Here is a 21,765-nt window from a genome sequence, read left to right as displayed (position 1 = left end):
TAAGGACATACTGGTCCGCGGTTAGGGTGAAATTCTTTGCTTTTTTTTATTATCCTCGTATAATAATAGTCAATATTAGTCAAAGATAATGAAAAGGGTGAAGCACATGCAAAGTCAAAATATCTCGGATATTATTGAAAAGTATTTAAAAAGTATTTTGGCGGACTCGGAGCATGTTGAAATTCGACGGTCAGAAATTGCCGACCTTTTCAACGTGGTACCCTCACAGATTAATTATGTGATTAAAACCCGTTTTACGATCCAAAATGGTTACTTAGTAGAAAGTAAACGTGGCGGTGGTGGTTATATTCGCATTGAAAAGGTTAATTTGGTCGATGATGCTGATGTGTTAGATGCCCTCATTCAAGTGATTGGCGATTCTATCACACAACGAGATGCCTACGCAGTCGTTCAGAGCTTATATGAGGATGATGTCTTAAACCGTAGGGAAGCACAGTTGATTTTAGTGGCCATCGATCACGAGACGTTAGGATTAACTGATCGGGACTTAGAAAATAGTTTGCGGGCTCGGATAATTATCGGAATCCTGAACCACTTGCGTTACGAAAGCTAAAGAAAGCGAGGAATCGCAATGGATAACTTATTTACACCTAGTGCTAAGAGTGTGTTAGTACTGGCACAGGAACAGGCCAAATATTTTAAGCATCAGGCAGTTGGTACGGAGCATTTGTTACTAGCCTTGGCGATTGAGAAAAATGGGATTGCGAATAAGGTGTTGCAACAATATGCCGTTAGTGAAGATGACATTCGTGAAGAAATTGAACGGTTCACTGGCTATGGGACGTTAAGTAATGTTGGCAAGGAAACCTACTTGCCATATTCACCAAAGGCCAAAGAGATTTTGTCCGTTGCCGGTGATGAAGCAAAACGGCTCGGTGCTAACAAGATTGGAACTGAGCATTTATTGTTAGCGATGCTTTCTGATGAAAGTATCCTTTCCTCGCGGATCTTGATGAACTTGAATTTAGATCTTGGTCAGACGCGTAAGGTAGTCCTTCGTAAGCTAGGTGTCAGTGACGCCATGAGCAAGCGCAATACGGCCAATCGCGGTGGTAAAAAGGCTGAAGGAACCCCAACGCTGGATTCATTAGCACGGGATTTAACCCAACTAGCTAGTGAACAAGAGATGGACCCAGTGGTTGGTCGTTCTAAGGAAGTTAAACGGGTGATTCAGATTCTGTCTCGGCGGACAAAGAATAATCCGGTATTAATCGGTGAACCTGGAGTCGGTAAAACGGCGATTGCGGAAGGCCTTGCCCAAAAGATTATTGCGGGTGATGTCCCAACTGATATGGCCGATAAGCGGTTGATGATGCTCGATATGGGGTCGCTAGTGGCTGGTACTAAGTATCGGGGTGAATTTGAAGACCGTTTAAAGAAAGTAATTGACGAAATTTACAACGATGGTCACGTTATTTTATTCATCGATGAATTGCATACCTTGATTGGTGCCGGTGGTGCTGAGGGGGCAATTGATGCTTCTAACATTTTGAAGCCCGCACTTGCACGGGGCGAACTTCAGACGATTGGTGCCACGACTTTAAATGAATATCAAAAGTACATTGAATCTGATGCAGCTTTGGAACGTCGTTTTGCAACCGTGATGGTCAATGAACCAACTGAGGATGAAGCCGTTGAAATTTTAAACGGATTACGGCCACGCTATGAAGAACATCACCGGGTTACGATTACGGATGAAGCTGTTGAACAGGCAGTTAAATTATCTAGTCGTTACATCAGTGACCGGTTCTTACCTGATAAAGCGATTGATTTGATGGATGAAGCAGCGGCTAAGGTCCGAATTGATCAGATGGATCAGCCGACGAAGTTATCTAAGAATCAAGATAAGCTAGCTCAGCTACGTGAAGATAAAGAGACTGCGATCGAAGCACAGGACTTTGAACAAGCTGCTGATATTCGTAAGCGAGAAATGCAACTTAAACAGCGTCTTGATCGTATTGAAGCGGATCAGGAAGCACAAGTCACTGAAGGGACAACGCCACATTATGATTTACAAGTGACTGGTGAAGATATTGCCCAAGTGGTTGCCGAATGGACCGGCGTACCGTTAACACAGTTGCAAAAAACTGAAAGTGAACGCTTAGTCAACTTGGAAAAGATTTTACATGAACGAGTTGTTGGTCAACCAGAAGCCGTATCTGCGGTGGCTCGTGCGATTCGACGGGCTCGTAGTGGTTTGAAAGACCCAAGTCGACCGATTGGTTCCTTCATGTTCCTAGGGCCGACTGGGGTTGGTAAGACAGAACTTGCTAAAGCGTTAGCTGCAGCGATGTTTGGGTCTGAGGATAATATGATTCGGATCGACATGTCTGAATACATGGAACGTTATTCAACCAGCCGTTTGATTGGTTCGGCACCGGGTTATGTTGGTTATGACGAAGGTGGTCAGTTGACGGAAAAAGTTCGCCAGAAGCCATACTCAGTTGTACTTTTTGATGAAGTTGAAAAGGCTCATCCGGACGTTTTTAATATTTTATTGCAAGTCTTAGATGATGGTTACTTGACGGACTCTAAGGGACGTAAAGTAGACTTTAGAAACACCATCCTGATTATGACGTCGAATCTTGGTGCAACGACGCTCCGTGATGAAAAATCAGTTGGTTTTGGTGCTACTGATAAGGCCAATGACTACAATGCAGTTGCAGCGACAATCCGGGCCTCGTTGAAGCAGGCTTTCCGGCCAGAATTCTTGAACCGGATTGATGAGACGATTGTCTTCCATTCATTGAATAAGGAAGAATTACACGAAATCGTTAAGCTGATGTCACAAGAAATCGTTGATCGGGTGGCCCAACAAGGAATCAAGATTAAAATCACGCCAGCGGCCATTGACGTGGTCGCTAAGGCAGGGTTTGATCCTGAGTACGGTGCACGGCCAATTCGGCGGGCATTACAGACTGAAATCGAAGACCGGTTAAGCGAAGAATTATTGACTGGTGCGATTAAAGTCGATGATCGAGTAACAATTGGTGCCAGCAAAGGTGCGATTACTATTAATATTAAAAATCAACCTAAGCCGGATGGTCGTTCGACCGTTTCATCGAAATAGGTTAGAGTAGCAACATGGTGACGCTAGAAGTAAGTCTTACTTCTAGCGTCATTTTTAGGCTAAGTGATCATTAAAGTTAACTGTAAGGTCCAAGACTGGTGGTTCGATGCTGATTGGTGTAAATTATAATAGGAAATAAAGTCAAGGAAGAAGATGATAATATGACGACACGTGCCGAGCAGATGGCGAAAACGCACCAAGCAATTTTAGATACGGCAAGAACGTTGTTTTTGGAAAATGGCTATGATGCAACGAGTACCCGTGATATTGCCAATGTGATCGGTATTACGCAGCCAGCACTTTATCACCATTTTAAAGATAAAGAAGTGATTTTCTTAGCCGTGATTACAACGGTTGGCGCGGAAATCAGAGCTGGAATTGAAGCAATTCGGGCTCGAACGGATTGGTCACCGTTAGAACAATTAACGGAAGTTTCATTATTGTTGACGCATAAACATCCGGCTGATGTCTTCACATTGATTCACTCAAGCTTTAAAGCACTCACCCATGAACATATTCGCGAGTTAGCCGGAATATTTGCCACTGATTATGTACAACCGATTCAAACTGTCTTTGAACAACCGGCGATGAACTTACAGGTTGGGGTGACACCACAAATGGCGACGAATTTTTATATTACCAGTCTAAGCCCACTGTTTAATAACTTCCATCGTATTGGTGATCCACATGCTGATGAACGGACCCGTGTACAGACCTTGTTAAAGATGATTTTATACGGGGTTGCCAGTGAAGCAAAAAATTAATTGTCATATATAAGTCTACTGGTTGACAACGATAGTTATTCGATGTATATTATAACTTGTCTGTAACCGTGAACTCGAGCGAACGCGCAATCTATTGTCTGTGCGGCTCGTTAATATAAATCCAAAAATAGTCAACTTAAGCGACTATTTTTGGTTTTTTTATGCCTAAAATTCGGTCAAAAACACATTTGTAACACAAATGTAATATTTGGCCGGAGGTGGCGGGTTCCGGAATAATAAGAAGGGGTGAACAACTTGGCCGGACATTTAGTAAAATACGGTAAACACCGTACCCGTAGAAGTTATGCACGTATCAAGGAAGTCCTTGATCTGCCTAACTTGATCGAAATCCAGACCGATTCTTACCAATGGTTCTTGGATGAAGGTCTCCGGGAAATGTTTGAAGATATTATGCCGATCGACGATTTCGCAGGAAAACTTTCACTTGAATTTGTCGACTATCAATTATTAGAACCAAAGTACACCGTCGAAGAAGCTCGTGAACATGATGCCAACTACTCAGCACCATTGCACGTTACCCTACGTTTAACTAACCACGAAACTGGTGAAATTAAGTCGCAAGACGTATTCTTCGGTGATTTTCCATTAATGACTGAACAAGGGACGTTTATTATCAACGGTGCCGAACGGGTCATTGTTTCACAATTGGTTCGTTCACCCGGCGTTTACTTCAATGAAGAATTAGATAAAAATGGGCGTCCTAGCTACGGCACAACGGTTATTCCTAACCGGGGTGCTTGGTTAGAACTTGAAACTGACGCCAAGAATGTCTCATACGTACGGATCGACCGCACGCGGAAGATTCCATTGACGGAATTAGTCCGGGCCTTAGGCTATGGTTCTGACGATGACATTATTGACATGTTGGGTGAAACTGACAGTTTGATGTTGACGTTGGAAAAGGACGTTCATAAGAACACCGACGACTCACGGGTTGAAGAATCCTTAAAAGATATCTATGAACGACTACGTCCTGGTGAACCTAAGACGGCTGACAGTTCGCGGAGTCTATTGACTGCCCGGTTCTTCGATCCAAAACGGTATGACTTCGCACCAGTTGGTCGTTACAAGGTCAACAAGAAGTTAAGCATGAAGACGCGCTTAATGGACCAAACGTTAGCTGAGACATTAGCTGATCCTGATACTGGTGAAGTAATTGCACAAAAGGATACGGTCGTCGACAAGAATGTCATGGCTAAATTAGCACCATACTTGGAACGTGACGACTTTAAGACGGTTACTTACACACCATCTGACGAAGCTGTTGTGACGAATCCAATGGTCTTACAAGTTGTTAAGGTTTATTCACAAAACGACCCTGAAAAGGTTGTGAATGTGATTGGTAATGGCAACATTGATTTGAAGTTCAAGCACATTGTGCCTGCTGATATCATTGCTTCCATCAATTACTTCTTCAACTTGCAAGAAGGTCTTGGTTCAACTGATGATATTGATCACTTGGGTAACCGGCGGATTCGTTCCGTGGGTGAATTATTGCAAAACCAATTCCGGATCGGGTTATCCCGGATGGAACGGGTCGTGCGTGAACGGATGTCAATTCAAGATGCTGCGACGGTAACGCCACAACAATTGATTAACATTCGCCCAGTGGTTGCTTCAATTAAGGAATTCTTTGGGTCATCACAATTGTCACAATTCATGGACCAAACCAACCCCTTAGGTGAATTAACGCATAAGCGGCGTTTATCGGCCTTAGGACCTGGTGGTTTGACTCGTGATCGGGCCGGATATGAAGTTCGTGACGTGCACTATACCCACTACGGTCGGATGTGCCCAATCGAAACGCCTGAAGGTCCTAACATTGGTTTGATCAACAGTTTGTCTTCTTATGCAAAGGTTAACCGTTACGGGTTCATCGAAACGCCATATCGGCGGGTTGATTGGACGACGCATAAAGTTACTGATAAGATCGACTACTTAGCAGCCGATGAAGAAGACCAATTCGTGATTGCACAAGCTAACTCCCCATTGAATGATGATGGTTCTTTCGTTGAAGACACTGTTTTAGCTCGTAACAAGGAAGAAAACTTGGAAACGCCAATCGAAAATGTCGATTACATGGACGTTTCGCCTAAACAAGTGGTTGCCGTCGCAACGGCATGTATTCCTTTCTTGGAAAACGATGACTCTAACCGTGCTTTGATGGGTGCCAACATGCAACGACAAGCGGTGCCGTTACTTGACCCGCATGCGCCATTAATTGGGACTGGGATTGAATACAAAGCCGCCCATGACTCAGGGATTGCCTTGATTTGTCGTCATGAAGGAACGGTTGAATACGTTGATGCTCGCGAAGTTCGCGTTCGTCGCGATGATGGTTCATTAGACACTTACAAGTTAATGAAATTCCGTCGTTCTAATGGTGGTAAGAACTATAACCAACGGCCAATCGTTAAAGTCGGCGATCATGTTGATAATGACGAAGTCTTAGCCGATGGTCCAGCAATGGAAGGTGGGGAATTAGCCCTGGGGCAAAACCCATTAGTTGCCTTCATGACTTGGAATGGTTATAACTTCGAAGATGCCATCATTATTAATGAACGTTTAGTCCGTGAAGACGTCTACACGTCAATTCATATTGAAGAATATGAATCAGAAGCACGTGATACCAAGCTTGGACCTGAAGAAATGACTCGTGAAATTCCTAACGTCGGGGAAGATGCATTGAAGAACCTTGACGAAGACGGGATTATCCGGATCGGGGCCGAAGTTAAAGATGGCGACATCTTAGTTGGTAAGGTAACGCCTAAAGGGGTTACGGAATTATCAGCTGAAGAACGACTGCTCCATGCGATCTTTGGCGAAAAGGCGCGTGAAGTTCGGGATACGTCACTCCGGGTTCCTCATGGTGGCGGCGGTATCATCCAGGACGTTAAGATCTTCACTCGTGAAAACGGTGATGAATTATCTCCTGGCGTTAACATGATGGTTCGGGTCTATATCGCGCAAAAGCGGAAGATCCAAGTTGGTGACAAGATGGCCGGCCGGCATGGTAACAAAGGGACGGTATCAATCGTGGTTCCTGAAGAAGACATGCCGTACATGCCAGATGGGACGCCAATCGATATCATGTTAAGCCCAATGGGTGTGCCTTCTCGTATGAATATCGGGCAAGTGCTCGAATTGCATTTAGGGATGGCTGCTCGTAAGTTAGGGATTCACATGGCAACGCCTGTCTTTGATGGTGCGCAAGATGAAGATATCTGGGAAGCCATTCGTGAAGCCGGTGTTGATTCTGATGCCAAGTCAATCGTCTATGATGGTCGGACTGGTGAGCCGTTCGATAAGCGGGTCGCTGTTGGGGTCATGCACTACATGAAGCTTAGTCACATGGTTGACGATAAGATCCATGCTCGTTCAATCGGACCTTACTCTTTGGTTACGCAACAACCACTTGGTGGGAAAGCGCAATTTGGGGGCCAACGTTTCGGTGAAATGGAAGTTTGGGCCTTGGAAGCTTATGGTGCGGCTTACACCTTGCAAGAAATCTTGACTTACAAGTCTGATGACGTTGTTGGTCGGGTTAAGACCTATGAAGCCATCGTTAAGGGCGAACCAATTCCTAAGCCAGGCGTACCGGAATCATTCCGCGTGTTGGTTAAGGAATTGCAAGCACTTGGCCTTGACATGAAAGTCTTGGATTCTGAAGATAAAGAAATTGAATTGCGAGACATGGATGATGATGACGATGAAGTTGTCAATGTCGATGCACTCAGCAAGTTTAAACAACAACAAGATGAGAAGGCTGCTGATAAAGCCGCAAAAGCTGACGCCGCGAAGCCTTCTGAAACAACCAACGCTCAGCAAGATAATCAATAAAAAGGGAGGTCGGTCCTTTGATCGATGTCAACAAGTTTGAAAGCATGCAAATCGGTCTGGCATCCCCAGACAAGATTCGCAGCTGGTCATATGGCGAAGTCAAAAAGCCAGAAACCATTAACTACCGGACATTGAAACCTGAAAAAGACGGTCTGTTTGACGAACGGATTTTTGGTCCTACTAAGGATTGGGAATGCGCTTGTGGTAAATACAAACGGATTCGTTATAAGGGTATTGTCTGTGACCGTTGTGGGGTCGAAGTGACTCGTAGTAAAGTCCGTCGTGAACGGATGGGTCATATCGAACTTGCCGCACCAGTTACTCACATCTGGTACTTTAAGGGAATTCCTAGCCGAATGGGCTTAGTCTTAGACATGAGTCCTCGGGCACTTGAAGAAATCATTTACTTCGCTTCATACGTCGTTATCGAATCTGGTAACACGCCACTTGAAAAGAAGCAATTACTTTCTGAACGTGAATACCGTGAGAAGAAGGCTCAATATGGTAACGAATTTGAAGCTGCCATGGGTGCCGAAGCCATCAAACGGTTATTGAATAACGTGGATCTTGAAAAAGAAGCCCGTGATTTAAAGGAAACTCTGAAGGATGCCTCTGGTCAGAAGCGGACTCGGGCCGTTCGGCGGCTTGATATCATTGAAGCTTTCGTGACATCTGGTAACGAACCTGCTTGGATGGTCATGGACGCAATTCCGGTTATTCCCCCGGACTTACGGCCAATGGTTCAATTGGAAGGTGGTCGTTTTGCCACCTCTGACTTGAACGACTTGTACCGGCGGGTTATCAACCGTAATAACCGGTTGAAACGCTTGTTGGACTTAAATGCACCTGGGATTATCGTGCAAAACGAAAAACGGATGTTGCAAGAAGCCGTTGATGCGTTGATCGATAATGGTCGTCGTGGCCGTCCCGTTGCTGGTCCTGGTAACCGGCCATTGAAGTCTCTTTCACACATGTTGAAAGGGAAGCAAGGGCGGTTCCGTCAAAACTTACTTGGTAAGCGGGTTGACTATTCTGGTCGTTCGGTTATCGATGTTGGGCCTTTCTTGAAGATGAACCAAATGGGCTTACCACGTCAAATGGCGTTGGAATTGTTCAAACCGTTTATCATGAAGGAATTGGTTAAACGTGAATTAGCTTCTAACATCAAGAATGCTAAGCGAAAGATCGAACATGCCGATGACGATGTCTGGGGTGTGTTGGAAGACGTCATCAAGGAACATCCTGTTCTCTTGAACCGCGCCCCTACGCTTCACCGTTTAGGGATTCAAGCTTTCGAACCCGTCTTGGTTAGTGGTAAAGCGATGCGGCTCCATCCATTGGCTTGTGAAGCTTACAACGCCGATTTCGATGGGGACCAAATGGCTATTCACGTCCCACTTTCAGATGAAGCCCAAGCTGAAGCACGGCTCTTAATGTTAGCTGCCCACCATATTTTGGCGCCTAAGGACGGGAAACCCGTTGTTACGCCATCTCAAGATATGGTTATTGGTAACTACTACTTGACGACTGAAGAAATCGGTCGTGAAGGCGAAGGGATGATCTTCAAGGACTTGAATGAAGCTCAAAAGGCTTACCAATCAGGTTATGTACATTTGCATAGCCGGGTCGGCATTCAGGTCTCATCAATGCCTGACAAGCCATTCACGGACGATCAGAAGCAAGCAGTCTTAGTTACGACGGTTGGTAAGGCAATCTTCAACAACATTTTGCCTGGCAAGTTCCCTTACTTGAACGAACCAACTAACGATAACTTGATTGCTGGCACACCGGACAAGTATTTCTTGAAGCCTGGTGAAGATATTCATCAATTCTTGGATGCCCAGGAAATCATTCCACCATTCAAGAAGGGCTTCTTGGCCGACATTATCGCTGAAGTTTACAAGCAATATCACGTGACAGCAACGTCACTCTTGCTTGACCGGATGAAGGACTTAGGTTACAACATTTCAACTAAGTCTGGTTTGACGGTTGGGGTTGCCGATATTACTGGTTTGAAAGAAAAACCAGCAATTATCGCCGAAGCTCATAAACAAGTTAATACGATTTCAAAACAGTTCCGTCGTGGTTTAATTACTGATGACGAACGTTATGAACGGGTCATTGGTGTCTGGAACGACGCTAAGGACCAAATCCAACAAAAACTGATTGAAAGTTTCAACGCAGATAACCCAATCTTTATGATGAGTGATTCTGGTGCGCGTGGTAACATTTCAAACTTTACTCAGTTAGCTGGGATGCGTGGTTTGATGGCTGCCCCTAACGGTAAGATCATGGAATTACCAATCCTTTCAAACTTCCGTGAAGGTTTGTCTGTCTTGGAAATGTTTATTTCAACCCATGGTGCTCGTAAAGGGATGACCGATACGGCGCTTAAGACTGCCAACTCAGGTTACTTGACTCGGCGTCTGGTTGATGTGGCTCAAGATGTTATCGTTCGTGAAAAGGATTGTGGGACTGACCGTGGGTTGCGGATTCACGCAATCATGGAAGGTAACGAAGTCATCGAACCGTTGTATGACCGGATCTTAGGTCGTTACACGATGAAGACTGTCTTTGATCCTGAAACGCATGATGAAATTGTTGGTAACAACGTCTTGATCGATGAAGACTTAGCTCATAAAATCGTTGATGCTGGTGTAACGGAAGTTACGATCCGTTCTGCATTTACTTGCAACACTAAGCATGGGGTTTGTGAACATTGCTACGGCCGTAACATGGCGACTGGTGATGAAGTTGAAGTTGGTGAAGCTGTTGGGACCGTTGCCGCACAGTCTATCGGTGAACCTGGTACCCAGTTAACCATGCGGAACTTCCATACCGGTGGTGTTGCCGGGGACGATATTACCCAAGGGTTACCTCGTGTGCAAGAAATTGTGGAATCACGGAATCCTAAAGGGCGTGCCGAAATTACCGAAGTTACTGGTACGGTTGAATTAATTGAAGAAAATCCAGCGGAACGGACGAAGGAAGTTACGGTTAAGGGTGAAACTGATACCCGGACTTACACGTTGCCGTTAACAGCACGGATGGCGGTTAGTGAAGGCGACTTTATTCACCGTGGTGCTGCGTTGAACATTGGGTCGATCGATCCTAAGCAATTGATTCAAGTGCGGGACGTCTTATCAACTGAAAACTACTTGCTCCGCGAAGTTCAAAAGGTTTATCGGATGCAAGGGGTTGAAATTGGCGATAAGCACGTTGAGATCATGATTCGGCAAATGTTGCGTAAAGTGCGGGTCATGGATCCGGGTGATACCGACGTCTTGCCTGGGACGTTAATGGATATTGCGGACTTCAAGGACGAGAACTACAAGACCTTGATTGCTGGTGGTATTCCTGCAACGTCGCGGCCGGTCATTCTTGGGATTACTAAAGCCGCTCTTGAAACGAATAGTTTCTTGTCAGCTGCTTCATTCCAGGAAACGACTCGGGTCTTAACCGATGCTGCTATTCGTGGTAAGAACGATCCACTGATCGGGCTTAAGGAAAATGTTATCATTGGTAAGATCATTCCTGCTGGGACTGGTATGCCGGTTTACCGTCATATCAAACCAAAGGAAGTTGGTAACGTGGCTGATGGGGTTTACTCAATCAGCGACCTTGAAAAACAAATGCAAGAACAAGATGCTAGCAAGTAATTGCTAGGTAACCAAAAAAGGGCGGCCATGATGGTCGTCCTTTTTGTGTGCGCTATTGCAGGTAGGTCGCCCGGGTCGTCTGTCGATGAAGGTTAATCTACAGGGGAGAATGCCAGCTGAGCCCCACTGGGAAAGTTCAAGTTTGTGTAAACTTGCCTGGCTAGTGCGTCCTGCACCGACCTCTAGCAATCGTCACTCAGCCCTGAAGGTCGGTATAGGACACGCACTGACTGACAAGCAATAATTAAAGCTTACTAGAACGTTGCAATCATAGTTCGCTATGCGAGGCCCGTGAGTTGGGTGACCATGATGACACTCCAGCTGATGAAGGGCACGAATGGCAAGCGATGTCGAGGAGGGCTAATGATAAAGCCAACTAGTGCGGCAATGGCCGCAATGGCAAGGCAAGTCAACAGTGTATCGGCTGGAATGATGAAGACGAGCATGAGGAGTATGTCAACATCACCGAGACCAAAGGTGGCAGTTAACCGGGCCAGCAAATATAGTCCTGCTAGTAGGGCAAGTACGAGAAAGAGACTGATCGTCAGGGGTGGCCGTTGTTGCCATAAGCCAATTCCGGCAGGGAGAAACAACGTTAGTGGATAGACTTCAAAAGTAAGATAATCGGTAAGACTATTGAAGATTAGTACCAAGTAGCCAATCAGGAGTGGTAGTGTCAGTGGAAACGACATACTGCTAAAAGCCAGTAAGCCGCCACAGAGCAATTCGATCAAACTAGAACGAATGCTGATTCGGGCGCGACAATCATGGCAACGTCCCCGTTGAAGTAAAATACCGAGTAATGGTATCAACTGCCAGAATCGTAATTGATGTTGGCAGTGCGGACACTGTGACCGCTGACGGCTAGTAAGTGCGTGTCCACTGCTGATACGTTCTGCCATACAGGTCATGAATGAGCCCAGACAGAGGCCGGTAATAAAAAGCGTACTGGTTAACATGTTGAGGACCACCTTTCATCCATTAGTTACGCAATGTAAAGCGAGGCTATTTTTGCATAACATTTATTGACAACTTCGGCATGTCATGATAGTCTAGTAAAGGTGCTTTTTGCAGACAGATTCCTGTATCAGGAATACAGACATGCTGACTGGTCGGCTAAGCGCACAATTACCACGATTCAGGCTTTCTTTTTTACTAAAAAAAGAACCACCTGGATGTGTGGACTTAAAAAACAGATATTTGGAAGGAGGACACTTTAGAACATGCCAACAATTAATCAATTAATTCGCAAAGGCCGTAAGTCTAAAGTATCAAAATCAAATGCCCCAGCATTAAACTTTGGGTATAACAGTTACAAGAAGGTTGCCACTAACAACCCAGCACCACAAAAGCGTGGGGTTGCTACTCGTGTCGGTACCATGACTCCTAAGAAGCCTAACTCGGCTTTACGGAAGTATGCCCGTGTACGTTTATCTAACTTAATCGAAGTTACAGCTTACATTCCTGGTATTGGTCATAACCTCCAAGAACATAGTGTTGTCTTAATTCGTGGTGGTCGTGTTAAGGATTTACCTGGTGTTCGTTACCATGTTATCCGTGGTGCTTTGGATACTGCTGGTGTCGAAGATCGTCGCCAAAGCCGTTCCAAGTATGGTACCAAGAAGCCAAAGAAATAATAAGGAGGTAAGTTAAATGCCAAGAAAAGGTGCACCTGCAAAACGCGAAGTTTTAGCAGATCCAATGTATAACTCTAAATTAGTAACGCGTTTAATTAACCACTTAATGTTAGATGGTAAACGCGGTACCGCATCAACTATTTTATATGATGCTTTTGATCAAATTAAAGAACAAACTGGTAACGATCCTTTGGAAGTCTTCGAAGAAGCAATGAAGAACGTTATGCCAGTACTTGAAGTTAAGGCCCGCCGTGTTGGTGGTTCTAACTACCAAGTTCCAATCGAAGTTCGCCCAGATCGTAAGACGACTCTTGGCCTTCGTTGGATTGTTCAATATGCTCGCTCACGTGGCGAACATACCATGTCCGACCGGTTAGCTCGTGAAATCATGGATGCTGCTAACAATACTGGTGCTTCTGTTAAGAAGCGTGAAGATACGCATAAGATGGCTGAAGCCAACCGTGCCTTCGCTCATTATCGTTGGTAATATTTCCGTGAAATGGTTAAAGGTCGCCTTTAACTAATCACAAAAAGGTGACTATTATATGTGCGCATATAGTAGTCATTTTTTGAAACAAGCTTTATACTGTTAATTCCATTTAAATTGAGAGGAGTAACACATTTTCTAATGGCTAATACACGAGAATTCTCACTCGATAAGACCCGTAATATTGGTATTATGGCCCATATCGATGCTGGTAAGACCACGACAACTGAACGGATCTTGTACTATACTGGTAAAATTCACAAAATTGGTGAAACCCATGATGGTGCTTCACAAATGGACTGGATGGCCCAAGAACAAGAACGTGGGATTACGATTACTTCTGCTGCCACTACGGCACAGTGGAAGAACCACCGGATCAACATCATTGATACCCCAGGACACGTTGACTTCACTGTTGAAGTTGAACGTTCACTTCGGGTTTTAGATGGTGCCATCGCCGTTTTGGATGCACAATCTGGTGTTGAACCTCAAACTGAAACGGTTTGGCGTCAAGCATCAACGTATAACGTTCCCCGGATCGTTTTCGTTAACAAGATGGACAAGATTGGCGCGGACTTCAAGTACTCTGTAAGCACGATCCATGATCGTTTACAAGCTAACGCCCACGCTATCCAATTACCAATTGGTGCCGAAGACAATTTCGAAGGGGTCATTGACTTAATCGAAATGAAGGCTGACCTTTATGATGAAGATCAACTTGGTACTGAATGGGATACGGTTGACGTTCCTGATGAATACAAAGAAGAAGCCCAAGCTGCTCGTGATGACTTAATCGAAGCCTTAGCAGACATCGATGACGGCATCATGGAAAAGTACCTTGGCGGTGAAGAAATCAGCAAGGATGAAATCAAAGCTGCTATCCGTAAGGGTACGTTAGCACTTGAATTCTTCCCAGTATTAGCTGGTTCAGCCTTCAAGAACAAGGGTGTTCAAATGTTAATGGATGCCGTTGTGGACTACTTACCATCACCACTTGATGTTAAGCCATACAAGGCTACTGATCCTGAAACTGAAGAAGAAGTTGACTTGATTGCCGGTGATGACAAGCCATTCGCTGCCTTAGCATTTAAGGTTGCTACTGACCCATTCGTTGGTCGTTTGACTTTCATCCGGGTATACCAAGGTACTTTGGAATCTGGTTCATATGTCTTGAACGCTACTAAGGACAAACGTGAACGGGTTGGTCGTTTACTTCAAATGCATTCTAACCAACGGAAAGAAATCCCAGAAGTCTTCTCTGGCGATATCGCCGCTGCAATTGGTTTGAAGAACACGACGACTGGTGACTCATTGACTTCGATTGAACATCCATATCACTTGGAATCAATGGAATTCCCTGACCCAGTTATCCAGGTTGCCGTTGAACCTAAGACTAAGGCTGACCAAGATAAGATGAACGTTGCCTTACAAAAGCTTTCTGAAGAAGATCCTACTTTCAAGGCTGAAACTAACCCTGAAACTGGTGAAACTTTAATTGCCGGGATGGGTGAATTGCATTTGGATATCATCGTTGACCGGATGCGGCGTGAATTTAACGTTGAAGCCACTGTTGGTGCGCCTCAAGTTTCATACCGTGAAACCTTTACTAAGAGCACTCAAGTTCAAGGTAAGTTCGTTCACCAATCTGGTGGTAAAGGTCAATATGGGGATGTTTGGGTTGAATTTACACCTAACGAAGAAGGTAAAGGCTTCGAATTCGAAGATGCCATCGTCGGTGGGGTTGTTCCTCGTGAATACATTCCTTCAGTTGAACAAGGTTTGAAGGAAGCTATGGCTAACGGTGTGTTAGCTGGTTATCCTTTGGTTGACGTTAAGGCTAAGCTCTATGATGGGTCTTACCATGATGTCGATTCTAGTGAAGCAGCCTTCAAGATTGCCGCATCATTAGCATTGCGGAATGCTGTTAAGACTGCTGGCCCGGTTATCCTTGAACCTATCATGAAGGTTGATATCGTTGCCCCAGAAGATTACTTAGGTGATGTTATGGGTCACGTTACTGCTCGTCGTGGTAATATCGAAGGTATGGAAGAACGTGGGAATGCCCAAGAAGTTCATGCATACGTTCCTTTGGCTGAAATGTTTGGTTATGCAACCACATTACGTTCAGCTACTCAAGGTCGTGGGACTTTCACAATGACCTTTGATCATTACGAAAAGGTACCAAAGTCAGTTCAAGAAGATATCATCAAGAAGAATGGCGGCACTCCTGCCAAATAAGCTTGATTGATAATAAAAAGGACGTTCAGCTTCGGCTGGACGTTCTTTTTTTACATAAATTTCTGGTCGAACTAAATGTGATTGGTACTCGTCGTAAGATGGTGTGGCACATCAATTGAAGCGGCTTGGGATAGTTTGACCGTCAATAGCATTGGGTACGGCTGTGACAAGCACAGTGCTGCTCAGGCCTATGTCATCGCGCAAGGGTACAACCGCGCAACAAGGGTCGCACTAGTTAAGTTACTAGCCGCTGCGACCATAAAACTGGCAGCCATAATATTAAGGGTGCGAGACTCATAGCATAATAAGGAGAACGCGGACAACATCGCATTTTTTGTATCGGAGATGACCACTTGAGTTGACGGTTGTCAGTGGCCACGGCCAATGTGCTGACGGTCGGTGGTAAGCAGATGACAATATAATAGAAGGTAGATGAACAAGAACGTGGGTCAGTGTGACGGCGCCGTCAGATGTAGGAGCGGTTGAATTAAGCGTGTTGAGGTCCGATTAAATGACTCCAGACAAAAATGTATGACGCTGAACGCGAGTCTTGTTCCTGAGAAAGTGTTAATGCAATCTAGTAGGTGTCCACATGATTGTGGCCGGTCGGTAGTGAGAAATGTAAAGCGCTCCCCAAAAAGAAATTAGGCGCAAACGCTATTAATCAAGTGGATTTTGTGTTACATTAATTGAGCTGGTTCAAAAAAGGTAACACGGTTTACAACGATGGTTATAAAAAAAGTGCGAAAACACTTGCTATTACAGAGCTTTTCATTTATTATAGATTGTGCTTGGTATTTAGAAGGGGATAACTATATCCCCATCATCAAGTAGTCGTAGTTAGCTTTGATGTGAAAGGTTGCGACACGCCCGGCCACATTGTCATGGGACGTGGCGGTAATTTTCACGGAGCTAGTCTTATTTTCAAAATAGACGAAGGAGGTCACAACAATGGCAAAGCAAAAAATTCGTATTCGCTTAAAGGCATACGAACACCGCATTCTTGATCAGTCAGCTGACAAGATTGTCGAAACGGCAAAGAGAACTGGTGCTACTATTTCAGGTCCTATTCCATTGCCTACTGAACGGACTATTTATACCGTTCTACGTTCACCACATAAGTTTAAGGACTCACGTGAACAATTCGAAATGCGGACTCACAAGCGGTTAATCGATATCGTTAACCCAACGCCTAAGACGGTCGACTCATTAATGAAGTTAGACTTGCCTAGCGGTGTAGATATTGAAATCAAGCTTTAATTTACTAAACTAAAATCAATTAATTGGAGGTGTACTCATGACCACTAAAGGAATCTTAGGGAAAAAGGTAGGAATGACGCAAGTCTTCACTGAAAACGGCGAATTAGTTCCCGTTACAGTTGTTGAAGTTCAACCTAACGTTGTGTTGCAAGTTAAGACCGTTGAAAACGACGGTTACGAAGCAATCCAATTAGGTGTTGACGACAAACGCGAAGTATTGACGAACAAACCTGCTCAAGGTCATGCAGCAAAAGCAAAAACGACTCCTAAGCGCTTCATTCGTGAAATTCGTAATGTTGAGCTTGGAGATTACACAGTAGGTGACGAAGTCAAAGCGGATATTTTCGCAGCTGGCGACGCCGTAGACGTTACGGGTATCACTAAAGGTCATGGTTACCAAGGTAATATCCATAAGGACGGCCAAAGTCGTGGACCAATGGCTCACGGTTCTCGTTACCATCGTCGTCCTGGTTCAATGGGTGCCATCATCAACCGGGTATTCAAAGGTAAGAAATTACCAGGCCGGATGGGTAATCACCAACGGACGATGCAAAACTTACAAATTGTTCGTGCCGACGTTGAAAACAACGTTTTATTAATTAAAGGGAATGTCCCTGGCGCCAACAAGTCATTTGTAACAGTTAAAACATCTGTTAAGAGTAAATAAGGAAGGAGGACATAATACATGACTAGCGTAGCATTATTTAAACAAGACGGTACGCAAAATGGTGACGTTACTTTGAACGACGCTGTGTTTGGTATTGAACCAAACGAAAACGTGGTTTTTGATGCCATCTTGATGCAACGTGCATCAATGCGTCAAGGAACTCACGCAGTTAAGAACCGTAGTGCTCGTCGCGGTGGTGGTCGTAAACCATGGCGTCAAAAGGGTACTGGTCGTGCGCGTCAAGGTTCTATCCGTTCACCACAATGGCGTAAAGGTGGGATTGTCTTCGGACCAACCCCTCGTTCATACAGTTACAAGTTACCTAAGAAGGTTATGCGCTTAGCTTTGAAGTCTGTCCTTTCACAAAAGGTCTTAGACAACAGCTTAGTTGCAGTTGATAGCTTAGCTTTCGACGCACCAAAGACTAAGGAATTTGTAAATGTATTAAATAACCTCAACGTCGATACCAAGACTCTTGTTTTGGTTGAAGAGGACAATGAAAAGGCTGCTTTGGCAGGTCGTAACTTACCAAATGTTAAGATCCTAAAAGCCAAAGGTGTTAACGTCTTAGATGTCGCTAATAGTGACAAATTAGTCGTTACCCAAAAAGCCCTCGATCAATTAGAGGAGGCGCTCGCATAATGGAAGCACGCGATGTAATTTTACGTCCTGTAGTTACTGAATCATCAATGGCTGACTTGGACGACAAGCGCTACACATTTGATGTCAACGTACAGGCAACGAAAACACAAGTTAAAAAAGCAATCGAAGAAATCTTCGATGTTAAGGTCGTTAAAGTTAACATTATGAACGTTAAAGGCAAGCTCAAGCGCCAAGGTCGTTACGCCGGCTACACTAAGAAGCGTCGTAAGGCCATTGTTACCTTGAGTTCTGATTCTAACGAAATTAAGTTGTTCAACGACGATCAACAATAAATCTAATTTAGGAGGTAACTCTAGTGGGTATTAAGAAGTATAAACCAACCACTAACGGCCGTCGTAATATGACTGCTTCAGATTTCTCTGAAATCACTAAAACGAAGCCTGAAAAGTCATTATTAGACTCACAAAGTCACACTGCCGGTCGTAACAGTTATGGTCATATTACTGTTCGTCATCGTGGCGGCGGTCATAAGCAACAATACCGTTTGGTTGACTTTAAGCGGATTAAGGATGAAGTACCAGCAACCGTTAAAGCAATCGAATATGATCCTAACCGGACAGCTAACATTGCATTATTAGTTTACGCTGACGGTGTGAAATCATATATCTTAGCACCAAAAGGTTTGGAAGTTGGGATGCAAGTTCAATCAGGTGTCGAAGCCGATATCAAGGTTGGGAACGCATTACCATTAACGAACATTCCAGTTGGTACTGTTATTCATAACATTGAATTGAAGCCAGGTAAGGGTGGTCAAATCGCTCGTTCCGCTGGTGCTTCAGCACAATTACTTGGTAAGGAAGGCAAATATGCAATTATTCGTTTGGCTTCTGGTGAAGTTCGTTTAGTTCTATTAACTAGCCGTGCTACTATCGGTACTGTTGGTAATGAACAACATGAATTGATCAATTCAGGTAAAGCCGGTCGTTCACGTTGGCAAGGTAAGCGCCCAACTGTTCGTGGTTCTGTAATGAACCCTAACGATCACCCTCATGGTGGTGGTGAAGGTAAAGCACCAATCGGTCATCCATCTCCAATGTCTCCATGGGGTAAGAAGACGCTTGGTAAGAAGACTCGGAACAAGAAGGCTCGTTCAAACAAGCTTATCGTTCGTGGTCGCCGTCCAGGCAAACACTAATAAAATTTGAATTTACTGTAGTTATCGAGAGGAGGTCACACGATGGGTCGTAGTTTAAAGAAGGGACCTTTCGCAGATGCGCATTTATTAAAGAAAATCGATGCACAATCTGATTCTGACAAGAAATCTGTCATCAAGACGTGGTCACGTCGTTCAACAATTTTCCCAAGTTTCATTGGGTACACAATCGCTGTTTATGATGGTCGCAAGCATGTCCCAGTTTACATCCAAGACGACATGGTCGGTCATAAGTTAGGTGAATTTGTACCAACACGGACGTTCCATGGTCATGGAACTGACGATAAGAAAACGAAGTAATAGTTAGGAGGATATAAAGAATGGCTGAACAAGTAACATCTGCACGTGCAACTGCAAAAACTGTTCGTATTGCCGCTCGTAAGGTCCGCCTAGTTGTCGATCTTATCAGAGGTAAAAGTGTTGCCGAAGCTTTAGCAATCCTGAAGTTCACTCCACGGGGTGCTTCTCCAGTAGTAGAAAAGGTTTTACTTTCTGCTGTTGCTAACGCTGAAAATAACTTTGACTTAGATCGCGAAGATTTGGTCGTAAGCGAAGCTTTTGTTAACGAAGGACCAACCTTAAAACGGTTCCGTCCACGGGCAAAGGGTTCTGCTTCACCAATCAACAAGCGGACTAGCCACATCACGATTACAGTTACTGAAAAATAGGAGGGATAACGCGTGGGTCAAAAAGTAAATCCAACCGGATTACGTGTAGGAATCATTCGCGACTGGGAAGCAAAATGGTACGCTGAAAAAGATTTTGCTGCCTACTTGAACGAAGATTTACGCATCCGTAAGTATATCGAACAACGACTTGCCGACGCTTCCGTCTCCACCGTTGAAATCGAACGCGCTGCAAATCGCGTGAATATTTCAATCCATACCGCAAAACCAGGGATGGTTATTGGTAAGGGTGGTTCTGAAGTTGAAGCTCTTCGTAAAGAATTAAACAATTTAACTGGTAAGCGAGTACACATCAACATCATCGAAATCAAGAAACCTGATTTAGATGCTAAATTAGTTGGTGAAAGTATTGCGCGTCAATTGGAAGGCCGGGTTGCTTTCCGTCGTGCGATGCGTGGTGCTATGCAACGTACAATGCGTTCCGGTGCTAAGGGTATTAAGACACAAGTTGCTGGCCGTTTAAACGGTGCCGACATGTCTCGTGTTGAAGCATACTCAGATGGTACGGTTCCATTGCATACGCTTCGTGCTGATATCGACTATTCATGGGTCGAAGCACGGACAACTTACGGTAAGTTAGGTGTTAAGACCTGGATTTATCGTGGCGAAATCTTGCCAGAAAAGAAATCTGCTAAAGGAGGAAACTAAACATGCTGGTACCTAAACGGGTTAAGTATCGTCGTGTTCATCGTGGTAAAATGCGCGGTGAAGCTAAAGGCGGTAAAACAGTTGCTTTTGGTGATTACGGTTTACAAACCCTCGAATCACACTGGATCAGCAACCGGCAGATTGAAGCTGCCCGTGTTGCTATGAACCGTTACATGAAGCGTGGCGGTAAGGTATGGATTAAGATTTTCCCTCACAAGTCCTACACTGAAAAAGGTGTTGGTGTCCGGATGGGTAATGGGAAAGGTACTCCTGCAGGTTGGGTAGCACCAGTTAAACGTAACAAGATTATGTTTGAAGTTGCTGGTGTTCCTGAAGAAGTTGCACGCGAAGCTTTACGCTTGGCTGGAACTAAATTACCTGTTAAAACTAAGATTGTTAAGCGTGAGGAAGTAGGTGGCGAATCAGATGAAGGCTAAGGAAATTAAAGCATTGTCCACTACTGAAATGCTCGAAAAAGAAAAGTCTTACAAAGACGAACTTTTCAACTTGCGTTTTCAATTGGCCACTGGTCAGCTTGAAAACACCGCTCGTTTAAAACAAGTTCGTAAGAACATTGCGCGTATTAAAACTGCGTTGCGTGAACAAGAGTTAAACAAGTAGAGTATAAAGGAGGCAATCACGAATGAGTGAAGATACTCGTAATAGCCGTAAGGTTATCCAAGGACGCGTTGTTTCTGACAAGATGGACAAAACCATCGTTGTTATTGTCGAAACTTACAAGAACCATCCGGTATACGGCAAACGTGTTCGTTATTCAAAGAAATTCAAGGCTCATGATGAAAAGAATGAAGCCAAAACTGGCGATATCGTCAAGATCATGGAAACTCGTCCTCTATCAGCTACTAAGCGTTTCCGCTTAATTGAAGTTGTTCAAAAAGCTGTTATTATCTAGATTATTAGCTGAATAAAATTACATGAAGGGAGGACACT

General features: G+C 44.4%; 20 protein-coding genes. 19 read left to right on the top strand and 1 reads right to left on the bottom strand.

Features of this window, described 5'->3' with window-relative positions:
* Window positions 1–106: 106 nt before the first annotated feature.
* The 5 genes from RXV91_RS00785 to rpoC all read left to right on the top strand — a co-directional run bounded on the left by RXV91_RS00785 (window position 107) and on the right by rpoC (window position 11,375).
* Window positions 107–574: a CtsR family transcriptional regulator gene (locus RXV91_RS00785; RefSeq protein ID WP_003644086.1), complete on the top strand. Its 468-nt coding sequence runs from the start codon at window positions 107–109 to the stop codon at window positions 572–574.
* A gap of 18 nt (window positions 575–592) precedes the next feature.
* A complete protein-coding gene (locus tag RXV91_RS00780; RefSeq protein ID WP_316438271.1) occupies window positions 593–3,091 on the top strand; it encodes an ATP-dependent Clp protease ATP-binding subunit in 2,499 nt (832 codons plus the stop codon).
* 161 nt (window positions 3,092–3,252) lie between these two features.
* Complete coding sequence (locus tag RXV91_RS00775; protein ID WP_316438270.1) at window positions 3,253–3,855, top strand: TetR/AcrR family transcriptional regulator; 603 nt, start codon at window positions 3,253–3,255, stop codon at window positions 3,853–3,855.
* A 246-nt stretch (window positions 3,856–4,101) separates the two neighbouring features.
* Complete coding sequence (locus RXV91_RS00770) at window positions 4,102–7,716, top strand: DNA-directed RNA polymerase subunit beta (protein ID WP_316438269.1); 3,615 nt, start codon at window positions 4,102–4,104, stop codon at window positions 7,714–7,716.
* 17 nt (window positions 7,717–7,733) lie between these two features.
* Window positions 7,734–11,375 carry a DNA-directed RNA polymerase subunit beta' gene (gene rpoC / locus RXV91_RS00765; protein WP_316438268.1) on the top strand — a complete coding sequence of 1,214 codons (3,642 nt, stop codon included), beginning with the start codon at window positions 7,734–7,736 and terminating at the stop codon, window positions 11,373–11,375.
* 278 nt (window positions 11,376–11,653) lie between these two features.
* Here rpoC and RXV91_RS00760 read toward each other — a convergent pair whose 3' ends face one another.
* Window positions 11,654–12,334 (bottom strand): prepilin peptidase, encoded by a 681-nt coding sequence (locus RXV91_RS00760; RefSeq protein ID WP_316438267.1) that lies wholly within the window; start codon window positions 12,332–12,334, stop codon window positions 11,654–11,656.
* A 264-nt stretch (window positions 12,335–12,598) separates the two neighbouring features.
* Between RXV91_RS00760 and rpsL the strand changes: the two genes are divergently transcribed.
* The 14 genes from rpsL to rpsQ all read left to right on the top strand — a co-directional run bounded on the left by rpsL (window position 12,599) and on the right by rpsQ (window position 21,727).
* Window positions 12,599–13,012, top strand: a complete 414-nt coding sequence (gene rpsL / locus RXV91_RS00755) for a 30S ribosomal protein S12 (protein WP_003641249.1) — start codon at window positions 12,599–12,601, stop codon at window positions 13,010–13,012.
* A gap of 16 nt (window positions 13,013–13,028) precedes the next feature.
* The gene (gene rpsG / locus RXV91_RS00750; RefSeq protein WP_021732432.1) at window positions 13,029–13,499 is read left to right on the top strand and encodes a 30S ribosomal protein S7; all 471 of its coding nucleotides are present in this window, start codon (window positions 13,029–13,031) and stop codon (window positions 13,497–13,499) included.
* Between the two features lie 141 nt (window positions 13,500–13,640).
* Window positions 13,641–15,737 (top strand): elongation factor G, encoded by a 2,097-nt coding sequence (gene fusA / locus RXV91_RS00745; protein ID WP_316438266.1) that lies wholly within the window; start codon window positions 13,641–13,643, stop codon window positions 15,735–15,737.
* A gap of 951 nt (window positions 15,738–16,688) precedes the next feature.
* The gene (rpsJ, locus tag RXV91_RS00740; RefSeq protein ID WP_003638059.1) at window positions 16,689–16,997 is read left to right on the top strand and encodes a 30S ribosomal protein S10; all 309 of its coding nucleotides are present in this window, start codon (window positions 16,689–16,691) and stop codon (window positions 16,995–16,997) included.
* Between the two features lie 37 nt (window positions 16,998–17,034).
* Window positions 17,035–17,664, top strand: coding sequence for a 50S ribosomal protein L3 (gene rplC, locus RXV91_RS00735; protein WP_021732435.1), 630 nt, complete (start codon window positions 17,035–17,037; stop codon window positions 17,662–17,664).
* Window positions 17,665–17,682: 18 nt separating this feature from the next.
* Window positions 17,683–18,306, top strand: a complete 624-nt coding sequence (rplD, locus tag RXV91_RS00730) for a 50S ribosomal protein L4 (RefSeq protein ID WP_021732436.1) — start codon at window positions 17,683–17,685, stop codon at window positions 18,304–18,306.
* Window positions 18,306–18,599, top strand: a complete 294-nt coding sequence (gene rplW, locus RXV91_RS00725; protein WP_064619160.1) for a 50S ribosomal protein L23 — start codon at window positions 18,306–18,308, stop codon at window positions 18,597–18,599. The genes rplD and rplW overlap by 1 nt, the downstream gene beginning before the upstream one ends.
* A 23-nt stretch (window positions 18,600–18,622) precedes the next feature.
* Window positions 18,623–19,462 (top strand): 50S ribosomal protein L2, encoded by an 840-nt coding sequence (rplB, locus tag RXV91_RS00720; protein ID WP_021732437.1) that lies wholly within the window; start codon window positions 18,623–18,625, stop codon window positions 19,460–19,462.
* 42 nt (window positions 19,463–19,504) lie between these two features.
* The gene (rpsS, locus tag RXV91_RS00715; protein WP_003638064.1) at window positions 19,505–19,780 is read left to right on the top strand and encodes a 30S ribosomal protein S19; all 276 of its coding nucleotides are present in this window, start codon (window positions 19,505–19,507) and stop codon (window positions 19,778–19,780) included.
* A 20-nt stretch (window positions 19,781–19,800) separates the two neighbouring features.
* Window positions 19,801–20,148 carry a 50S ribosomal protein L22 gene (rplV, locus tag RXV91_RS00710; protein ID WP_003638065.1) on the top strand — a complete coding sequence of 116 codons (348 nt, stop codon included), beginning with the start codon at window positions 19,801–19,803 and terminating at the stop codon, window positions 20,146–20,148.
* Between the two features lie 12 nt (window positions 20,149–20,160).
* Window positions 20,161–20,814 carry a 30S ribosomal protein S3 gene (gene rpsC / locus RXV91_RS00705; protein ID WP_003638066.1) on the top strand — a complete coding sequence of 218 codons (654 nt, stop codon included), beginning with the start codon at window positions 20,161–20,163 and terminating at the stop codon, window positions 20,812–20,814.
* Window positions 20,815–20,816: 2 nt separating this feature from the next.
* On the top strand, window positions 20,817–21,251 hold the full coding sequence (gene rplP / locus RXV91_RS00700) for a 50S ribosomal protein L16 (RefSeq protein WP_003641256.1): 435 nt from the start codon (window positions 20,817–20,819) through the stop codon (window positions 21,249–21,251).
* Window positions 21,241–21,435: a 50S ribosomal protein L29 gene (rpmC, locus tag RXV91_RS00695; protein ID WP_003638068.1), complete on the top strand. Its 195-nt coding sequence runs from the start codon at window positions 21,241–21,243 to the stop codon at window positions 21,433–21,435. Before rplP ends, rpmC begins: the two co-directional genes overlap by 11 nt.
* 22 nt (window positions 21,436–21,457) lie before the next feature.
* Complete coding sequence (gene rpsQ, locus RXV91_RS00690; RefSeq protein ID WP_003638069.1) at window positions 21,458–21,727, top strand: 30S ribosomal protein S17; 270 nt, start codon at window positions 21,458–21,460, stop codon at window positions 21,725–21,727.
* Window positions 21,728–21,765 lie beyond the last annotated feature (38 nt).

It is taken from the genome of Lactiplantibacillus sp. DA1, assembly GCF_032681335.1.
GTDB lineage: Bacteria > Bacillota > Bacilli > Lactobacillales > Lactobacillaceae > Lactiplantibacillus.
Note: the sequence above shows the minus strand (reverse complement) of the source record. Positions and strands in the feature narration are given on the sequence as shown.

What these genes read in the sequence shown, in the direction of transcription:
- rplD (WP_021732436.1), top strand. Translation starts at nt 17,683, where the DNA reads ATGACTAGCGTAGCATTATTTAAACAAGACGGTACGCAAAATGGTGAC.
- rplW (WP_064619160.1), top strand. Translation starts at nt 18,306, where the DNA reads ATGGAAGCACGCGATGTAATTTTACGTCCTGTAGTTACTGAATCATCA.
- rpsL (WP_003641249.1), top strand. Translation starts at nt 12,599, where the DNA reads ATGCCAACAATTAATCAATTAATTCGCAAAGGCCGTAAGTCTAAAGTA.
- RXV91_RS00780 (WP_316438271.1), top strand. Translation starts at nt 593, where the DNA reads ATGGATAACTTATTTACACCTAGTGCTAAGAGTGTGTTAGTACTGGCA.
- rpsJ (WP_003638059.1), top strand. Translation starts at nt 16,689, where the DNA reads ATGGCAAAGCAAAAAATTCGTATTCGCTTAAAGGCATACGAACACCGC.
- RXV91_RS00760 (WP_316438267.1), bottom strand. Translation starts at nt 12,334, where the DNA reads ATGTTAACCAGTACGCTTTTTATTACCGGCCTCTGTCTGGGCTCATTC.
- RXV91_RS00775 (WP_316438270.1), top strand. Translation starts at nt 3,253, where the DNA reads ATGACGACACGTGCCGAGCAGATGGCGAAAACGCACCAAGCAATTTTA.
- rpsS (WP_003638064.1), top strand. Translation starts at nt 19,505, where the DNA reads ATGGGTCGTAGTTTAAAGAAGGGACCTTTCGCAGATGCGCATTTATTA.
- rpsQ (WP_003638069.1), top strand. Translation starts at nt 21,458, where the DNA reads ATGAGTGAAGATACTCGTAATAGCCGTAAGGTTATCCAAGGACGCGTT.
- rpsG (WP_021732432.1), top strand. Translation starts at nt 13,029, where the DNA reads ATGCCAAGAAAAGGTGCACCTGCAAAACGCGAAGTTTTAGCAGATCCA.
- rplP (WP_003641256.1), top strand. Translation starts at nt 20,817, where the DNA reads ATGCTGGTACCTAAACGGGTTAAGTATCGTCGTGTTCATCGTGGTAAA.
- rplV (WP_003638065.1), top strand. Translation starts at nt 19,801, where the DNA reads ATGGCTGAACAAGTAACATCTGCACGTGCAACTGCAAAAACTGTTCGT.
- fusA (WP_316438266.1), top strand. Translation starts at nt 13,641, where the DNA reads ATGGCTAATACACGAGAATTCTCACTCGATAAGACCCGTAATATTGGT.
- rpmC (WP_003638068.1), top strand. Translation starts at nt 21,241, where the DNA reads ATGAAGGCTAAGGAAATTAAAGCATTGTCCACTACTGAAATGCTCGAA.
- rplC (WP_021732435.1), top strand. Translation starts at nt 17,035, where the DNA reads ATGACCACTAAAGGAATCTTAGGGAAAAAGGTAGGAATGACGCAAGTC.
- RXV91_RS00785 (WP_003644086.1), top strand. Translation starts at nt 107, where the DNA reads ATGCAAAGTCAAAATATCTCGGATATTATTGAAAAGTATTTAAAAAGT.